At 38.9% G+C, this 16,183-nt stretch carries 13 protein-coding genes; 1 reads left to right on the top strand and 12 read right to left on the bottom strand.

Translation table 11 applies throughout. The annotated features are described in order from the left end of the window. The 6 genes from RG565_RS05155 to pcrA all read right to left on the bottom strand — a co-directional run bounded on the left by RG565_RS05155 (position 1) and on the right by pcrA (position 8,977). Complete coding sequence (locus tag RG565_RS05155; RefSeq protein ID WP_247937146.1) at positions 1 to 1,275, bottom strand: DUF2130 domain-containing protein; 1,275 nt, start codon at positions 1,273 to 1,275, stop codon at positions 1 to 3. A gap of 124 nt (positions 1,276 to 1,399) precedes the next feature. Beyond that, positions 1,400 to 3,139, bottom strand: a complete 1,740-nt coding sequence (locus RG565_RS05150; protein WP_247937145.1) for an ABC transporter ATP-binding protein — start codon at positions 3,137 to 3,139, stop codon at positions 1,400 to 1,402. Next, complete coding sequence (locus tag RG565_RS05145) at positions 3,132 to 4,901, bottom strand: ABC transporter ATP-binding protein (RefSeq protein ID WP_247937144.1); 1,770 nt, start codon at positions 4,899 to 4,901, stop codon at positions 3,132 to 3,134. The genes RG565_RS05150 and RG565_RS05145 overlap by 8 nt, the downstream gene beginning before the upstream one ends. Positions 4,902 to 5,352: 451 nt before the next feature. Beyond that, entirely contained in the window at positions 5,353 to 6,252 is a 900-nt protein-coding gene (locus tag RG565_RS05140) for a YafY family protein (RefSeq protein WP_247937143.1), read from the bottom strand. 24 nt (positions 6,253 to 6,276) lie between these two features. Continuing rightward, on the bottom strand, positions 6,277 to 6,675 hold the full coding sequence (locus RG565_RS05135) for an NUDIX pyrophosphatase (protein ID WP_247937142.1): 399 nt from the start codon (positions 6,673 to 6,675) through the stop codon (positions 6,277 to 6,279). A gap of 19 nt (positions 6,676 to 6,694) precedes the next feature. After that, positions 6,695 to 8,977 (bottom strand): DNA helicase PcrA, encoded by a 2,283-nt coding sequence (gene pcrA / locus RG565_RS05130; RefSeq protein ID WP_247937141.1) that lies wholly within the window; start codon positions 8,975 to 8,977, stop codon positions 6,695 to 6,697. Positions 8,978 to 9,131: 154 nt separating this feature from the next. Here pcrA and RG565_RS05125 point away from each other — a divergent pair, with 154 nt between their 5' ends. Next, positions 9,132 to 10,328: a cation diffusion facilitator family transporter gene (locus tag RG565_RS05125; protein ID WP_247937140.1), complete on the top strand. Its 1,197-nt coding sequence runs from the start codon at positions 9,132 to 9,134 to the stop codon at positions 10,326 to 10,328. 266 nt (positions 10,329 to 10,594) lie between these two features. Here the strand turns inward: RG565_RS05125 and RG565_RS05120 are convergent, their stop codons facing one another. The 6 genes from RG565_RS05120 to pfkA all read right to left on the bottom strand — a co-directional run bounded on the left by RG565_RS05120 (position 10,595) and on the right by pfkA (position 16,146). After that, on the bottom strand, positions 10,595 to 11,428 hold the full coding sequence (locus RG565_RS05120) for an amino acid ABC transporter substrate-binding protein (RefSeq protein ID WP_247937139.1): 834 nt from the start codon (positions 11,426 to 11,428) through the stop codon (positions 10,595 to 10,597). Positions 11,429 to 11,437: 9 nt separating this feature from the next. Further along, positions 11,438 to 12,067, bottom strand: a complete 630-nt coding sequence (locus RG565_RS05115) for an amino acid ABC transporter ATP-binding protein (RefSeq protein WP_247937138.1) — start codon at positions 12,065 to 12,067, stop codon at positions 11,438 to 11,440. A 9-nt stretch (positions 12,068 to 12,076) separates the two neighbouring features. Continuing rightward, complete coding sequence (locus RG565_RS05110; RefSeq protein WP_268732220.1) at positions 12,077 to 12,718, bottom strand: amino acid ABC transporter permease; 642 nt, start codon at positions 12,716 to 12,718, stop codon at positions 12,077 to 12,079. Between the two features lie 143 nt (positions 12,719 to 12,861). Further along, entirely contained in the window at positions 12,862 to 13,419 is a 558-nt protein-coding gene (lepB, locus tag RG565_RS05105) for a signal peptidase I (RefSeq protein WP_003042836.1), read from the bottom strand. A 155-nt stretch (positions 13,420 to 13,574) separates the two neighbouring features. After that, positions 13,575 to 15,077 (bottom strand): pyruvate kinase, encoded by a 1,503-nt coding sequence (gene pyk / locus RG565_RS05100; protein ID WP_003024114.1) that lies wholly within the window; start codon positions 15,075 to 15,077, stop codon positions 13,575 to 13,577. Positions 15,078 to 15,135: 58 nt separating this feature from the next. Then, on the bottom strand, positions 15,136 to 16,146 hold the full coding sequence (pfkA, locus tag RG565_RS05095; RefSeq protein WP_003042339.1) for a 6-phosphofructokinase: 1,011 nt from the start codon (positions 16,144 to 16,146) through the stop codon (positions 15,136 to 15,138). Positions 16,147 to 16,183: the final 37 nt, after the last annotated feature.

The following is a 16,183-nucleotide window of genomic DNA, read 5'->3' as shown; positions in this document are numbered from 1 at the left end:
TTAGTCGTTCTTCAACGCCTCAAACTTAGCTTTCATAGTTGGATTTTTGCGGGTCAATTTCTTGACGGAGACGTCATCCAGTTTGTTGTTGGCGAGGCGCAGTTGATTGTCTGATGTCTGAAGTGCCTGTTTGACTGCTTCCATTCGCTTAATGGCTTTGTCAATTTCTTCGATTGCCTTATTGAAATTCTTAGAAGCTGAGTTGTAATTTTTTGCAAACGCTACTTTAAAGGTTTCTAAATCGTCTTCAAAGTGGGTAATGTCAATGTTCTGCTCTCGAACCAGAGCCAGCTCCTGCTTGTATTTAAGAGAATTGAGCGCAGCATTGCGTAAAAGTCCAATGAGCTGGATAAAAAATTGAGGACGAACCACATACATTTTTTCATACTCGTGGCTGACATCAACAATGCCAGTATTGAAATAGTCGTTATCTGCTTCCAGCATACTTACCAAAACAGCATACTCACATTTCTTTTCCCTGCGATCCTTGTCCAATTCTTTGTAAAAATCAGCGTTTTTATGCTTCTTCTCAGTACCGTCCGCTTCATTTTTCATCTCAAACATAATAGAAATGATTTCTACTCCGTTTTCATCTTCCTCACGGAAAATAAAGTCCCCTTTAGACCCTCGCGCAGAAACTTGATTATCCTTTTCAAAGTAAGCATTTGGAAAGGCGAAGCTACGAACTTTGTTAAATTCGCTTTCAGCGTAATGCTCTAAACTCTCTCCAATCGCTTTAGTAGATTGCTGCGCTTTAAAATTCTTGTAAAATTCTACTTGCTCATTGGCAGCCTTTAGCTGAGCTTCGTAATTTTGTTTAACAGATGCAAGGGATAATTCATTTTCTTTCTCTTGCAATAAAAGCTGATTTTGGATTTGGTCGCGTTCTTTTTCAATATTTGTCAACGAAGCTTGCAGCTCATTTTGGTGTTCCAGCTTCATACGATCCAGTTGCGATCGCAAGCCCAGCAACTCCTTGTCTTTATTGATGAGTTTTTCAGACAGAGCCTGCTCCGTATCCTTTTTGATCAGCTCCTTTTGTGATTCAAAATTGGAAATAGTCGCCTTGAGTTCCTGGATTTCAGATTCTTTCTGACTTAACATTTGCTGTTGCTCATTCTGTGCCTTTTGTTTTTCTAAAGCTAATGCCTGCTCAATTCGAGCATGAATTTCCTTGTCGAATTCTGTCGTCCGTACCTGAGCTAGGAGCTCGCTGTACTGGCTTTCGTTGACTGTAAAGACTTCCCCGCAGTTGGGGCATTTGATTTCGTTCATGGATACCTCTTCATTGATTGTTCTCTATAACATCTTATTATACCATTTCTTATGATTATTTTAAATTAACAGCTTAAATATAAAAAGACCGTTGCACATGAACAACAATCTTTTTGTTTGTAAATTAAGCCTGTATCCTCCAGCTGGCAGCACTACGTCTTTCCTGGATAAAGCGGCTATATAAACCTTGTTTGGCAAGCAGTTCTTGGTGTTTCCCTTGCTCGACAATGCGTCCTTGATCAAGGACAACAATTTGATCGGCATGCTCTACTGTTTTTAGCCGATGAGCAATCATAATAATGGTTTTATTCTTTGTTAAAGAATGAATGGCTTGCATAAGCGCTTCTTCATTTTCTGGGTCGACATTAGCAGTTGCTTCGTCCAAAATAATAATTGGAGCGTCCTTGATAATGGCACGAGCAATGGAAATCCGCTGCCGTTCCCCACCGGAGAGACTGGCTCCGCCTTCACCAATCTTGGTCTGATAACCCTCTGGAAAAGACAGAATAAAGTCATGACAAGCAGCTTTTTTCGCAGCAGCTACAACTTCTTCATGACTAGCGTCTGGCTTTCCAAATTTAATGTTATTTTCAATGGTATCCTCAAACAAATAGACCGTTTGAAAAACAAAACTAAAATTACGAATAAGGCTGTCATAGCTGTATTCTTTTACATCATGACCATCTAAGCTGATGCTGCCACTCTCTACATCCCAGAAACGGGCAATGAGATTGCAAAGAGTTGTCTTTCCAGAACCAGAAGGCCCTACCAGAGCTGTCGTTGTCTTTTCTGGAATATCCAACGATACATCATCAATAATTTTCTTACTTTCATAGGAGAAACTGACATGATCCAACTTGATATTGCTGGTTTTTGGCTGTAAATCTTTTCCGCTAATATCCATTGGTTTAATGGACAAAACTTTGTTGATCATATCAACCGATAAATCAACAATGCGAAGAAGAGAAGAAAAACTACCAACTCCGTCCAGACTTTCGTAAATCATAAAAGCACTGATGAGCATCATGATGCAAATCAAAAGGCTCATACTTCCTTGCAGGTAAAAGTAAATGGAGAACAGCCCTATAATCGTTCCAGTCAGCTTGGTAATCATCCCTTGCAGAGCGATATAAGGCAAGGTAACCCAAGTCAGCTTTGTATCTAAATGCCTTTTATTCTCAATAGCACGCGATAGTTTTTTAGCCGATGATTGAACAATATTATAGTTCTTTACTTCCGCAATCCCTTGACTGTATTCTAGCACAACTGCTACCAAATCTGTATCAGCTTGTTGTTTAGCTTCTGACACATTTCCAGCTTGCCAACGCATCAATCCATTTGGCAAGAGAAACAGTATCAAGCCTGCCAACAAAATCAAACCAATTTTCCAATCGTAGATAAATACAAAAACCGTAATAGTTCCTGCTGTTAGGAATCCTTCCAGCGTCATCATGACAACCCGAGTAGCAACATCTGCTAGACTTTCAAGTGTATTGGTTGTAACGCTGGTGATTTGTCCCAGACTATTTTGATTAAAATACCCCATTGGCAGGTAGCGCATGTGTTCAGCAATTTCAATCCGCTTATGAGTACATGTATGATAGCCCGCTTCTGTCTGCAACATTGTAATTTTCAAGCTAATCCAAATGTTAAGAATAACAGACAAGAGCATAATTCCGAGAGAGAGCAATACAGTCTGCATAGAAACATCATTGTTAATGATAGCCATAACAACCAACCCAATAGCTGGAATCCGAAAAGCAATAATGAAAGCTTTTAGAACCCCTAAACAAACAGAAGTGTAGAATTTCTTGCGATCTTCTTCTGTACAAAAATCAAAGAATTTTTTCAATGTACTAAGCATCTGCCAATCCTCCTTCTGTCATTTGATCGCTATCCTTTACTGCAAGATGAGCCTGCCACATAGAAGCATAAAGCGGACAAGTCTTCTGCAAATCTGCATATTTTCCTTTTGCTTCAATACGCCCGTCATTGACCACAACAATCTGATCTGCACTTGCAATCGTTGAAAGACGATGAGCAATGACAAGGAGTGTACGGTCTTCAATCAAACGAGCAATACTAGACTGAATGAGAGCTTCATTTTCGGGGTCAGTATAAGCCGTTGCTTCATCCAAAATGATAACCGGTGCATCTTTCAGCATAGCTCGTGCAATTGCAATTCGCTGCCGTTCTCCACCAGATAAATGACCGCCGCCAGTACCAACGCGCGTTTCAAACCCATTTTCCAACTTCATAATGAAATCATAACAGCCACATTTGCGAGCAATCTCTATCACGTCTTCGTCTGAAGCAGCGGAATTACCCATACGGATATTTTCCATAATCGTTCCATCAAAAAGGTAATTATCCTGTGTGACATAGGCAATCTGACGACTGTAATAATCAAGAGGTAGGTTTCGAATGTCCACGCCACCAAAGGTAATACTACCAGAACTAACATCCCAGAAAGAAGCTAGAAGTTTAGCAATCGTAGATTTCCCTGAGCCAGAAGGACCGACAAGAGCAGTTACTGTATCAGGCTCAATCGTTAAGGAAATACTATGCAATACTTCTTCCTCATCTGAATAACCAAAACTAACATCTGTCATTTGAAGTTCTGTTCCCTTTGGAATGTCCGTTAATTCTGTTGGACGAGGCAAATCAGGTTTTTCCAAAATAACAATCACTTCACCAAAGATTGTCGCAATTTTCCGTAAATCATCCATATAGGAAGCCACTAAAATAAACGGTGTCAAAAGACTAAGAGACAGAATGATTAGTAAAATAAAGTTGCTAGCTGTTAGGCTACCTTGAAGGTAAAAGAGAGTTCCAAAAGGGAGTAAGAAAAGCAAACCGGCCGGTAAGAAAACTGTAACAATACCCATTGCAACTACGCACTTGCGCATCCATTCAATAAAGCAATCAGCTCCTTCTTTGGCAGCCTTGACAAATTTATCGTAAGAAAATTTCTCTTTTCCAAAAACCTTGATGACTTCAATCCCATTGATGTATTCTACTGCTGTATCATTGAGCTTCTTCGTTTTCTCGACTGTATTTTCAAAATCACCTTCGCTCTTGCGTAGCATATTCCCATAAGCTAAGATAACAATCGGGATTGTCAGTAGCGAAAGCAAAGTTAGGCGCCAATCAATCACCAACATGGCAATTAAGATAATAAAGGGACCAAATAGCCCAGATGTAAACTCAGGAATTAAGTGTGCCAAGGTTACTTCTGTGGCATCCACTCGCTCAACAATGATATTTTTGTAAGTTCCAGAAGATTGACTCAAGACCATTCCAAGAGGCAACTTGGCCAATTTTTCTGTCAGACGATAGCGTATTTCTGCCAAAATCTTAAAAGTTGCTGTGTGTGACAAGAGCGTTGAAATACCATGAAAACCCCAATAAGCAATCCATGCCAGCCCTATCCAAATGGACTGATGAACATAAAAATGCCAATCTCGATTGCCTTGTAAGAGCTGATTGATGATATTACCCACAAAAAAATAAGGCAAAAATCCACACAAAACAGATAAAAAGGCAAAAACAAGACTAACAATAAAATAAAATTTGTGAAGAGAGACAAATTCCAGTATCCAAGATACAACCGACTTTTTCTTCATACAAATCCCTTCTTTCTCCTAGAAAACGAATAAAGAACCCTAGTCAAACAATTCATGATATGCTAACAATGCTATGATTTAATTTATACTTATATTATAAATTCTGACAATTCTAATGTCAAACAAAAATAAAAGAGCGAGACAAAAATCAGTAGTTTCGTAGAAACCTGATTTCTATCCCACCTCCGCACAACTCGAAAGGTTTGGGGAGCCTTTCGAGGTTGGAAATAAAGTCAAGTGAAGCTTGGCGTCAAAAGGGCTGTAAAAGTTGAGTTATCAACATATTTGAGTCCACTCGGTAGTGATTGATTGTGCATAGGAAACTCTACATTGACGAAAGTCAATAGAGCTTCTCCAAACTACTGCGTCTTATAATTTTGACTATATAAACAAAGGAGGCTGAGCACTTTTGCCCCAACTTCATTGTAGCTTGAAAAAATAGACACTGCTATCAGTTTTTATATTTTTGTGCCATACGTTCAATCATTTCTGTTATTTGCTCACGAATCTTTGTTGGCTCCAGCACTTCCACATTGTCTCCAAAAGAGAGAATATAGCAGTACAGACTATAGTCATTCGGAATTTCTATCTCTGCGTACAAGTTTCCTTGCTCATCTTCTTTGACTGGACAATCCAGTTCATCATATACTCTGAAAGCAGCTTTTTTATTAAATTTCAGCTTGACTCGTACGACCTCTTCTAATCGCGCTTCTTTTCCCAAGCTCACATTGTCAAAGTTATCTGTAAAATGTTGTGGTAAAAGCTTTAGCTGGCTTATGCGAGAAAGTTTAAAATAACGAAAATCATTTCGTACTAAGCAAAATGCATGAAGATACCATGATTGTCCTTTAAAAAGCAGGCGAACTGGTTTTACTTGACGCTGGGTGAATTCCTCTTTGTTGCTAACATAAGAAAAGGAAATCACTTGCTTACTGATGATTGCATTTTTCAAATTCTGAAATAGCTCTTCATATTTCTTGCTATTGGACCAGCTGGTAAAATCTACTTCTATCCAGTTTGGTTGGTTCAATTGAAATAAAGCCGATAGTTTGGTCAAAAGCTCGTTTTCATGCAGAAGACCCGTAACCTCTAATCCTTGTAAGGCAACCAACAGTTGCTCTTTTTCTGATTGATTAAGCAAAGAACTATTTAGTACAAAATCCTCCGTCAGTCGAATGCCTCCGTCTCTGCCTTGCATGGTGTAGATTGGAATGCCCGCACTGCTAAGTCGGTCAACATCTCGATAAATCGTTCTAACAGATACTTCAAATTGTTCTGCCAGCTCCTTCGCTGTAACGTTATCTCTTTCTAAAAGAACATACACTATTCTAAATAATCTACTCTCTATCATAGACCGTGCCTTTCCATGAATACCTTATCTCAATTTCTCTAAAATCTTTTGAAAAGTCTCTTGATTGCTCTGCCAGTACAATATATCAGGCACATTTTTAACTTCTGTCCACATAAAATCAATGTGCTCATCAGAAATATGAATATCTTTTTGCTTTGTTTCCACAAGAAAAAGTGTTTTAAAAATGGTCAAGTCTTCATCAATAACAACTGTGTGATGACCGATTTGCAACAGTTTTGTTAGCTCGATTTCCAGTCCAGTTTCTTCAAAAATCTCACGAATACAAGCTATTTCAGGACTTTCATCACTTTCAATACCACCAGTAATCGGTTGCCAGAAAGAACGTTGTTCAGTTTTAACTTTTAAGAGCAAAATTTCCTTAGCAATCGGGTTATAAATCCAGGCTTCAATGGAATATTTCATCGCAGTAGTCCCTTAGATTTCACTTTTTCTCAATTGGCGCAACACTTGCCAACAGTTTCTTTAATCCAACCTCTGGGAAATTGATTTTCAATTCTTGGCTACTACCGCTGCCTGACACTTCCAATACCGTTCCGTCTCCCCATTTTTTATGGTGAGCAATATCACCGATAGCCCAATCAATAGTCGGCTGATTAGCAGCTACATTTTTACCAAATGGCAACTGGCTTGAGGAAATGCTGCTCGGTGCAGCTTGCCGCTTGCGTTCCTGCAATGCTTGAGCGAGACTCATTCCTTGACCAAACTGAACAGCTTTGCCATTCACATAGGAAGCTTTAAAGGATGTATTAGCAGGTCGAGCCAAGCCTTGATAATCTAGTAAGCTTGAGCTAATTTCATTGAGAAAACGAGTTGGACGATTGTAATTGGTTTTTCCGTATAGTAGGCGCGAGTTTGCATTGGTTAGGAACAAGACTTTTTCAGCACGAGTAATTCCGACATAAGCCAATCGACGCTCTTCCTCTAGCTCGTCTTCATCTTCAGCCGCGCGACTAAGTGGGAAGACATTTTCTTCCATACCGATAATGAAAACCACTGGAAACTCTAATCCCTTGGCAGCATGTAGCGTCATAAGTGTCACTTCTGAGCTTTCCTGATCGCCATCATCTGTATCCGCAATCAAAGCCAAATCATTGAGAAAACGGCTAAGTCTGTCTAAACCAGTCTCTTCAGTATCATTTTCTGGATTTTCGTCAAAATTCTTAGTAACAGAAAGAAATTCTTCGATATTTTCAATCCGAGCCTGACTTTCCAGCGTAGCTTGAGCTGCTAATTGCTCGGTGTAACCAGTCTTTTCAAGCACCAGCTCTACCACTTCTGTCACGGTCAACTCGTCCAATTGCTCGCGCAGATTCAAAATGAGATTGGCAAAGTCAAAAACAGCCTGAGCAGCTTTCCCCTTAACAGGTGAGAGCATAATCTGCGAAGAAACATCCAAAAGAGACATCTCTTGACCAGCTGCAAAATTACGAATTTTCTCCACTGTACCCGGTCCGACACCCCGTTTAGGCTCATTCACAACACGCTCAAAACTGATGTTGTCGCTAGTATTAGCGATGAGATTGAGATAGCTGATGACATCTCGAATTTCCTTACGACTATAAAACTTAGTCCCCCCCACCATGGTGTAAGGAATATTAGCTTTTAGAAGAGCTTCCTCAATATTCCGAGATTGGGCGTTAGTTCGATAAAGAACAGCAAAATCCCGATAGACATAGTCAGATGTGCTAGATAGCTCATCAATGGTTTTAGCTACAAAGAGAGCTTCGTCTTGCTCATCATTAGCCCGATAATAAACAATATCTTCACCATCAGCATTTTGTGTCCAGAGATTCTTTGGACGGCGGTTGCGGTTGTTTTTGATAACATCATTAGCAGCTTGCAGAATGGTCTTAGTTGAGCGATAATTTTCCTCCAGAAGAACAACTTTAGCTTCAGGATAATCTTTTTCAAAGTCCAAGATATTCTGCATATCAGCACCTCGCCAGCCATAAATAGACTGGTCGGCATCTCCAACCACACAAATATTTTTAAAGCGTGAAGCTAACAGTTTAACTAGTTGGTACTGAGCGTGGTTCGTATCTTGATACTCGTCCACATGGATGTATTGATAACGCTGCTGGTAATAAGTCAACACATCTGGATTTTTATCAAAAAGGCGCAAGGTCAGCATGATTAAATCATCAAAGTCCATCGCTTCTGACTGGCGCAGTTCCTTTTGATACATTTCATAGCACTTCGCCACAATCTCTGTGTACATGTCTCCTGCTAAAGCTGCATAGGCCACTTCATCAATCAAATCATTTTTCGCATTGGAAATCGTCCCTAAAATAGCTCGTTCATTCCACTTTTTAGGATCTAAATTGAGCGTTTTAAGTATTCGTTTCATCAACGTTCGCTGCTCGCCAGGATCGACAATCGTAAAATTGCGGTTATAGCCGATATGGTCAGCTTCCCGACGCAAAATCCGCACGCACATTGAGTGAAAAGTCGCAATCAAGCAATCCTCTGTCGCTGGATTGAGAGTGTAAGCACGCTCCTTCATCTCACGAGCTGCTTTATTGGTAAAGGTAATCGCTAAGATATTCCAAGGATTGACTAACTTTTCATCAATCAAATAAGCAATACGGTGAGTTAAAACACGGGTTTTCCCAGACCCAGCTCCTGCCATAATCAGCAAAGGACCTTCCGTTGTTTGAACCGCCTCCGCCTGACGGTCATTCATACTAGTTAATAAAGGATTCATCTTTTTTCCTCTTTCAAAGTCAATGACTCTATTATAACAAAAATCACTCATAAGCTAAACTAGAAAAGAAAATCTTTGTTTTATTTTCTTACTATATAAACGTTTGAAAAATCAATAAAAAAGCGTTATAATAAACATTCTGAAAGGAAAACGCATGAATAATCCAGCAAAGAATCTTAAACTCGCAGAGCGCGGTGCTATCTTAGCCATTCTAGCCTATATCGTTTTATCCATTGCTAAAATCATTGCCGGATCTGTCTTACAGTCCTCTAGTTTGACAGCCGACGGTTTTAACAATGTTTCGGATATTGTTGCTAATATTGCCGTCTTGATTGGACTTCGCATGGCACGTAAGCCTGCCGATACAGATCACAAATTTGGTCACTGGAAAATTGAGGACTTAGCCAGCCTTATCACTTCTCTTATCATGTTTTTTGTCGGATTTGATGTTTTAATTGATACCGTTCAAAAAATCATCTCTAACCAAGAAACGACTATCGATCCCTTAGGCGCCATCGTCGGGATTATTTCCGCTTTGGTCATGACAGGAGTGTATTTTTACAATAAAGCCTTAGCAAAAAAAGCTCAGTCTAAAGCACTCGACGCAGCTGCCAAAGACAATTTATCTGATGCTATTACTTCGCTTGGTACAACCATTGCAATCATCGCAAGCGCCTTCAATTTCCCGATTGTAGATAAACTGGTCGCTATCGTCATTACCTTTTTCATCCTTAAAACGGCTTATGAAATTTTCATGGAATCTTCTTTTAGTCTATCAGACGGCTTTGATGAAAATCTTTTAAAAGAATACAAAGAAGCCATTTTAGAAATTCCTAAAATTTCCCGTGTTAAATCTCAAAGAGGGCGAACCTACGGTAGCAACATCTATCTTGACCTCATTTTAGAAATGAATCCTGACTTGTCTGTCTATGAAAGCCACGAAATTGCCGATCAAGTTGAAAATATGCTCAAAGAACGCTTTGGTGTCTTTGATATTGACATTCACATTGAGCCGGCTCCTATCCCTGAAGATGAAATATTGGACAATGTTTATCGAAAGCTATTTATGAGAGAACAATTGGTTGAACAGGGCAATCAACTAGAGGACTTACTAGCGCCTGAATTTGTTTACATTTCTCAGGATGGCTGCCAAATGAACAAAGAGGAATTTCAAATCGAAAAAGGAAAGCAATCTCCTATCAAAAATTTCCAATTAACTTCTATCAGCCAAAAAACCAAACTAATTTGCTACGAAGAAGACGGGATTATTCATACCAGCCTTTGGCGTCGTCACGAAACATGGCAGAATATTTTCCATCAGGAAACACGAAAAAACGAGAGCGAACAATAGTCGTAATGCCATAGAAATCGACTTTCTTATCTCGCTCCCACAAGGCTAATAAGGAATTTTGCTATAAAAATAAGGCTGAGATAACAGTATTCTCAGCCTATATTTTTTAGGAATTTATCAGTAAAGCAATCTAATTTGTCCCCCGTTTCTCACAATCAATAAATCATCAAACCCCAAGCCCTCACTAAGATGATACTCCTAGCGAAAACTTTGGGTTTTGTCTTTACTTCTTCTGTGGGTGATTGGGGCAACAATCAGATGTTCTCTCATTTTTTGACTTCATCTGCCGCAATATCCTCACCAAACCACTTGTCTGCTATTTTTTGAAATTGACCTGTTTGATATAATTTTTTAAATGCTTGGTTTATATTTTCAACGAGCTGCTTATCCGTTTTTCTAGCACCTACTGCAAAGGATTCGCTATCAAATCCGGCTGGGAAAACATAATAATCCTGCAAAATCCCCTCTTCTTTTAAATAATAATTGGCATAAACTCGGTCAATCAACAATCCATCAATCCGGCTATTTTGCAAATCAATCAACGCCTCTGTAAAACTTTGATATTGAGCAGCTTTGTGATTTTTAACTAGATTCTTCAAAAGCTCCGGATGAGCTTCAAACTCATCGTAACCCGAAGAACCCGTCTGAGCACCAAGAATTTTATCCTTCATGTCAGCTGTTTTTGCAATGTTCGATGATTTTTTAGTAACCAGTACTTGTTCATTTTTCATATAAGGAATGGTGAACTGTACTTTCTTTCGTCGCTCATCAGTTGCCGAATACCCATTCCAGATAAGATCAATCGTTCCATTTGTGAGCTCAGTTTCTTTCATGTCCCAATCAATCGGCTGCCAATTCACTTTTATCCCATATTCTTTAAAGACAGCATTTGCCAAATCAATATCAAAACCAGCATATTGACCATTTTTTTGCTCAAATCCCATAGGAACAAATGTATTGTCAAAACCAATAGTAATGCTCTTTTTTTGTTGGTATTTTGACCAATTATCTACTTTAGGGTTGCTAACATTGCTACAAGCTGTAAGGAGCAAAAAAAGAATCAAACCACAGATCGCAAGAACATAACGTTTTATCTTCATATTCTCCTCCTATTTAGGCTGAACTTTAAGAATCGTATCTGCGATATTTTCCGCAAACTGCAAATCATGGGTCACTACAATTTGCGTCATTCCTAGCTCACGATTCTGAAGAATCAACTTTTCAACTTCAAGACGCAATTCCGGATCCAATGCGGAAGTTGGCTCATCATAACCGATAATTTCTGGGTCAATCATCATCGCACGAGCTAATGCTACACGTTGTTTTTGACCACCTGATAAAGAATAAGGATAAGCATTTACATGTTCTGCTAACCCCAATCGGGTCAATAAGCTAATTGCTTTCTTTTCCGCATCCTCTTTTGCAACATTTTTTGTTTTAATGGGTGATAAAGTTAAATTCTCAAGAACCGTTAAATGTGGAAATAGCTGAAAATCTTGAAACACAAATCCCAATAAATTACGTTTTTCAAGTTCATCCAAGGGCAACTCTTCTCCATTATAAATAATGTCACCCAAATCAATTGTTTCCAAGCCAGCTAACATCCGCAATAATGTCGTTTTCCCGCCGCCAGACGGTCCTACAATGGCAAGGATTTGCTTTTCTGGCACCTTTAAATTCAAGTCGGAAATAATTTGCTTTTCGCCAAAACGTTTGCTAATATTCTTTAATTCTAACATAAGCGCCTCCTACTTATAGTAACTATATCTCTTTTCAACTTGCTTCGATACAATCGTCACAAGACCAATCAAGACAAGGTAAATAGCCCCTGCTATAAACATCGGTGCTAAACTTGCATCACGATTGGCTGCAGTCCGACTAGCCAAGATTAAGTCGGAAACACCAAGCGCATAAACAAGGGATGTATCTTTTACCAACGTCATCACTTCATTAAAGACACTCGGAAGCACCACTTTGACAACTTGCGGTAAAATAATAAACCGTATCGTTTGAAATGGTGTAAACTTCAAAACCTTAGCTGCCTCATATTGCCCTGCTGGAATAGATAAAATCCCACCACGGAAAATTTCGGCGAAATAAGCAGCATAATTTAGCGTGAATGCTATGATAGCCGCCGGAAGCCGATCCAAACGCACACCAATGCTTGGCAAAACATAATAAATAAAAATCAGTTGTAGCAAGAGAGGTGTACCGCGCATAATCCAAATATAAATATTTATAAGCCAATGAAGCAGCTTAAAGTGGATCTGCATTAAAAAGGAAATCACAATTCCAAGTGGTATGGATAAAACTAAGACTAAAACAAATACTTGCAAAGTCACCAATGCGCCACTCAATAAGCTTGGCAAAACTTCAAAAATATAGTTCATGCGTACACCTCCCAAATAAATATTTATCATTATATCAAAAATTTTTATATTTTCAACATCTTTTTGCAAATATATCCATAAATTTTTACTAAATATCGCAAAAACTTCATTTTTCAAAGAATAAAAAAAACAAAATAGTTGAACTACTTTGTTTTAATAAATCCAAATTGATTAAACGGGAGTACTCTAAATGAGATAACTCCTTTAATTTGTTTCTCTGTAATCAAGCCGAACTTCCGACTATCTTCCATATCTTGTCGATTATCATTCAGAATCAGATACGACTGCGCTGGAATTTTATTTGCATTCGATTTAGTTAATGTCTGAATGGTGAAATCATGAGTGAAATAACCTGTACTAGTAGCTTTTGCTAAGTATTCTTCCTTAGCCTTCGTTAAATAATCTTCTGACTTGATTTTATTATTTAAGTAAAGAACATCATCCATATAAACAACGGAGTCATTTCCTAGACCAATGACACGTCCGACATGCTCTTTTCCCTTCACCTCGTACAAGACAAAATCATCTCTTTTGATTTCTTCATTTTTATTGGCAACAACAACATCTTTATCTTGTAAAAAATGATTCGCATCTTTTACAGTAATCCTGTATGGTGTAAAAATAAAAATTCGCAAACAAGCAATGATTACCACAACAATAGATAAAAAAATAACATTCCTAATTAAATCTCTTTTAACCATAGTCTCTCCTCTTCTTCTACTCATTATATCATGTTTTCAGAAAATAAACAAAGGTAGGAAAGTCAACTGTTATCTCTGCTCCCATTTGCAACTAAAAAGCCTATCAATCAGATAATCGTTGGATTGATAGACTAGTTTTTTCTGAATGAGATAGATTACCGTACTGTACGGATACGCATTGTGTTTGTTCCACCAGTTCCGACTGGCACACCAGCTACAATCACAATATTGTCGCCAGATTCTACAAGACCACTTTCAAGAGCAACTTTTTCAGCAACTTCAAACATATCATCAGTAGATGCAGGTTTTTCAGTTACTACTGGAATAACACCCCAGTTCAACATCAATGAACGTTGTGTCAATTCATCGAATGTAATTGCCAAGATATCAGCATCTGGACGATATTTAGAAATCAAACGAGCTGTATTTCCTGATTCAGTCATTGTTACAACCAATTTGATATCCATTGAGTTTGTAGCATCTTTAACAGCTGAAGCCACAACTTCTGTCTTAGAACTACGTGCGTAGTCAACTGATGACAAGCGTCCATACTCGTTCAATAGAGTTTGAGCGTTTTTATCAATTGTAGCCATTGTTGTTACAGATTCAAGTGGGTATTTACCATTTGCAGATTCACCTGAAAGCATTGTCGCATCTGTTCCATCAATAACAGCGTTAAATACGTCTGATACTTCTGAACGAGTCGCACGTGGTTTTTCAGTCATTGTTTCAAGCATGTTTGTTGCTGTGATCGCAATTTTACCAGCTGCATTGACTTTTGTGATAATCATTTTTTGGTAAACTGGAACCATTTCAAATGGTACTTCAATACCCATATCACCACGAGCAATCATGATACCGTCCGCTACTTCAAGGATTTCATCCAAGTTTTCGATACCTTGTTGGTTTTCGATTTTAGCGAACAATTTCACATGTCCATTACCAGTTTCTTCACAGATTGCGCGAACTTCGTTGACGTCTTTTGCAGTACGTACGAATGAAATAGCGATAAAGTTGATTCCTTGTTCAAGACCAAAACGAATATCGTCATTGTCACGTTCAGCAAGTGCTGGGAAAGGAATTTTTGTATTTGGAATATTAACACCTTTTTGTTTAGCGATAATACCGTCGTTTTCAACTTCTACTTCAAATTCACGTGTAGCAGGATCTTTTGCAATAACGCGAAGACCAAGTTTACCGTCATCAACAAGAACTTGTTTTCCAACTTCAACATCGTCATAGATATCAAGTGCACCAGCAACATTCAATGCGATAACTTCACGAGTTGATTTGATACCTTGTTTAGTTGCAACACGGATTTTTTCACCTGTTTTGTAAGAATATTCTTTAGCATCGCCTTCAAATAATTCTGTACGGATTTCAGGACCTTTAGTGTCAAGAAGGTAACCAACTTTTTGACCAGCAATTTCTTCAGCACGATGAACAGTAGCCATACGGTCACCTTGCTCTGCGTGGTCACCATGTGAGAAGTTGAAACGGAAAGTGTTAGCTCCAGCTTCAATCAATTTAGCGATATTTTGCGCTGATGCTTCAACGTCAAGTTTTTCGCCCCAATATCCGTCTTCACCGAATCTTTTACCACCACGGATTTCTACCGCAGGACCTAAAGTTGCAACGATTTTTACACGTTTATTCATGATATATGAAAACTCCTTTTTATTTAATGGTCTTTATGACCAGGATAACAAATTAAAATTACATTGAAATGCTACGGTTTAATTTAGCGAGATCAAGATCAGCTTTGTGTGGATTATTAACAATAATCTTGCCGTCTTCAGTTAAACTAAACAAAGCACCTTCTTCTGCTGTACCGAGGATTGGATTTTCAACCATTTGTTCGTTGCGAATACCAACTGCAACACCACCAATGCCCTTTTTAAGAAGGCTAACAGCATGAGCACCCATACGTGAAGCAAGAACACGGTCACGTGCAGTTGGTGAACCACCACGTTGAATATGTCCAAGTTCGGTCACACGGAGGTCACTCACATCACCAGCTTCTTTCAATTTCTTGCCAAACTCATTCGCCGACATGACACCTTCTGCCAGAACGATAATGTTATGTTTCTTACCTTCTTCATAGCCACGTTTAATGCTAGCGACGATATCTTCAATCTTGAAGCCTTCTTCGGGAACGATGATTTCATCGGCTCCTGTAGCAATACCAGCCCAGAGAGCGATGTCTCCAGCATTGCGTCCCATGACTTCAACAACAAAAGTACGACGGTGACTAGATGATGTGTCACGAATCTTATCAATGGCGTCCATTGCAGTTGTTACAGCAGTATCAAAGCCGATTGTAAAGTCTGTACCAACAATATCATTGTCAATCGTACCAGGAAGTCCGACAGCTGGAAAACCATGTTCTGTCAAACGCATAGCACCATGGTAAGAACCATCACCACCGATAACTACGACTCCTTCAATACCATGTTTTTTAAGTTGCTCAATCCCTTTTAATTGTCCTTCTAATTGGGCAAATTCTGGATAACGAGCTGAGTGAAGGAAAGTACCACCACGTGAAATAATATCTCCAACTGATGCAGCATCAAGTGGATAGATCTCACCAGCAACCATACCGGCATAACCGTCATAGATACCGTAAACTTCCATTCCTTCTGAAATTGCTTTACGAACAACTGCACGGATAGCAGCATTCATACCAGGGGCATCACCACCACTAGTCAAAACAGCAATACGTTTCATTCGTTTGTGCTCCTTTTTCTTTTTACATTCACCCTTG

The sequence above is a fragment of the Streptococcus sp. IsoGale021 genome (assembly GCF_031142795.1).
GTDB lineage: Bacteria > Bacillota > Bacilli > Lactobacillales > Streptococcaceae > Streptococcus > Streptococcus hominis.
The sequence above is the reverse complement of the archived record's forward strand: the minus strand, read 5'-3'. Positions and strand labels throughout refer to the sequence as shown.

Coding starts and splice junctions, on each gene's coding strand:
- RG565_RS05135 (WP_247937142.1), bottom strand. CDS start 6,675: ATGAAATATTCCATTGAAGCCTGGATTTATAACCCGATTGCTAAGGAA.
- pcrA (WP_247937141.1), bottom strand. CDS start 8,977: ATGAATCCTTTATTAACTAGTATGAATGACCGTCAGGCGGAGGCGGTT.
- RG565_RS05150 (WP_247937145.1), bottom strand. CDS start 3,139: ATGCTTAGTACATTGAAAAAATTCTTTGATTTTTGTACAGAAGAAGAT.
- pfkA (WP_003042339.1), bottom strand. CDS start 16,146: ATGAAACGTATTGCTGTTTTGACTAGTGGTGGTGATGCCCCTGGTATG.
- RG565_RS05145 (WP_247937144.1), bottom strand. CDS start 4,901: ATGAAGAAAAAGTCGGTTGTATCTTGGATACTGGAATTTGTCTCTCTT.
- RG565_RS05120 (WP_247937139.1), bottom strand. CDS start 11,428: ATGAAGATAAAACGTTATGTTCTTGCGATCTGTGGTTTGATTCTTTTT.
- RG565_RS05140 (WP_247937143.1), bottom strand. CDS start 6,252: ATGATAGAGAGTAGATTATTTAGAATAGTGTATGTTCTTTTAGAAAGA.
- lepB (WP_003042836.1), bottom strand. CDS start 13,419: ATGGTTAAAAGAGATTTAATTAGGAATGTTATTTTTTTATCTATTGTT.
- pyk (WP_003024114.1), bottom strand. CDS start 15,077: ATGAATAAACGTGTAAAAATCGTTGCAACTTTAGGTCCTGCGGTAGAA.
- RG565_RS05110 (WP_268732220.1), bottom strand. CDS start 12,718: ATGAACTATATTTTTGAAGTTTTGCCAAGCTTATTGAGTGGCGCATTG.
- RG565_RS05115 (WP_247937138.1), bottom strand. CDS start 12,067: ATGTTAGAATTAAAGAATATTAGCAAACGTTTTGGCGAAAAGCAAATT.
- RG565_RS05155 (WP_247937146.1), bottom strand. CDS start 1,275: ATGAACGAAATCAAATGCCCCAACTGCGGGGAAGTCTTTACAGTCAAC.
- RG565_RS05125 (WP_247937140.1), top strand. CDS start 9,132: ATGAATAATCCAGCAAAGAATCTTAAACTCGCAGAGCGCGGTGCTATC.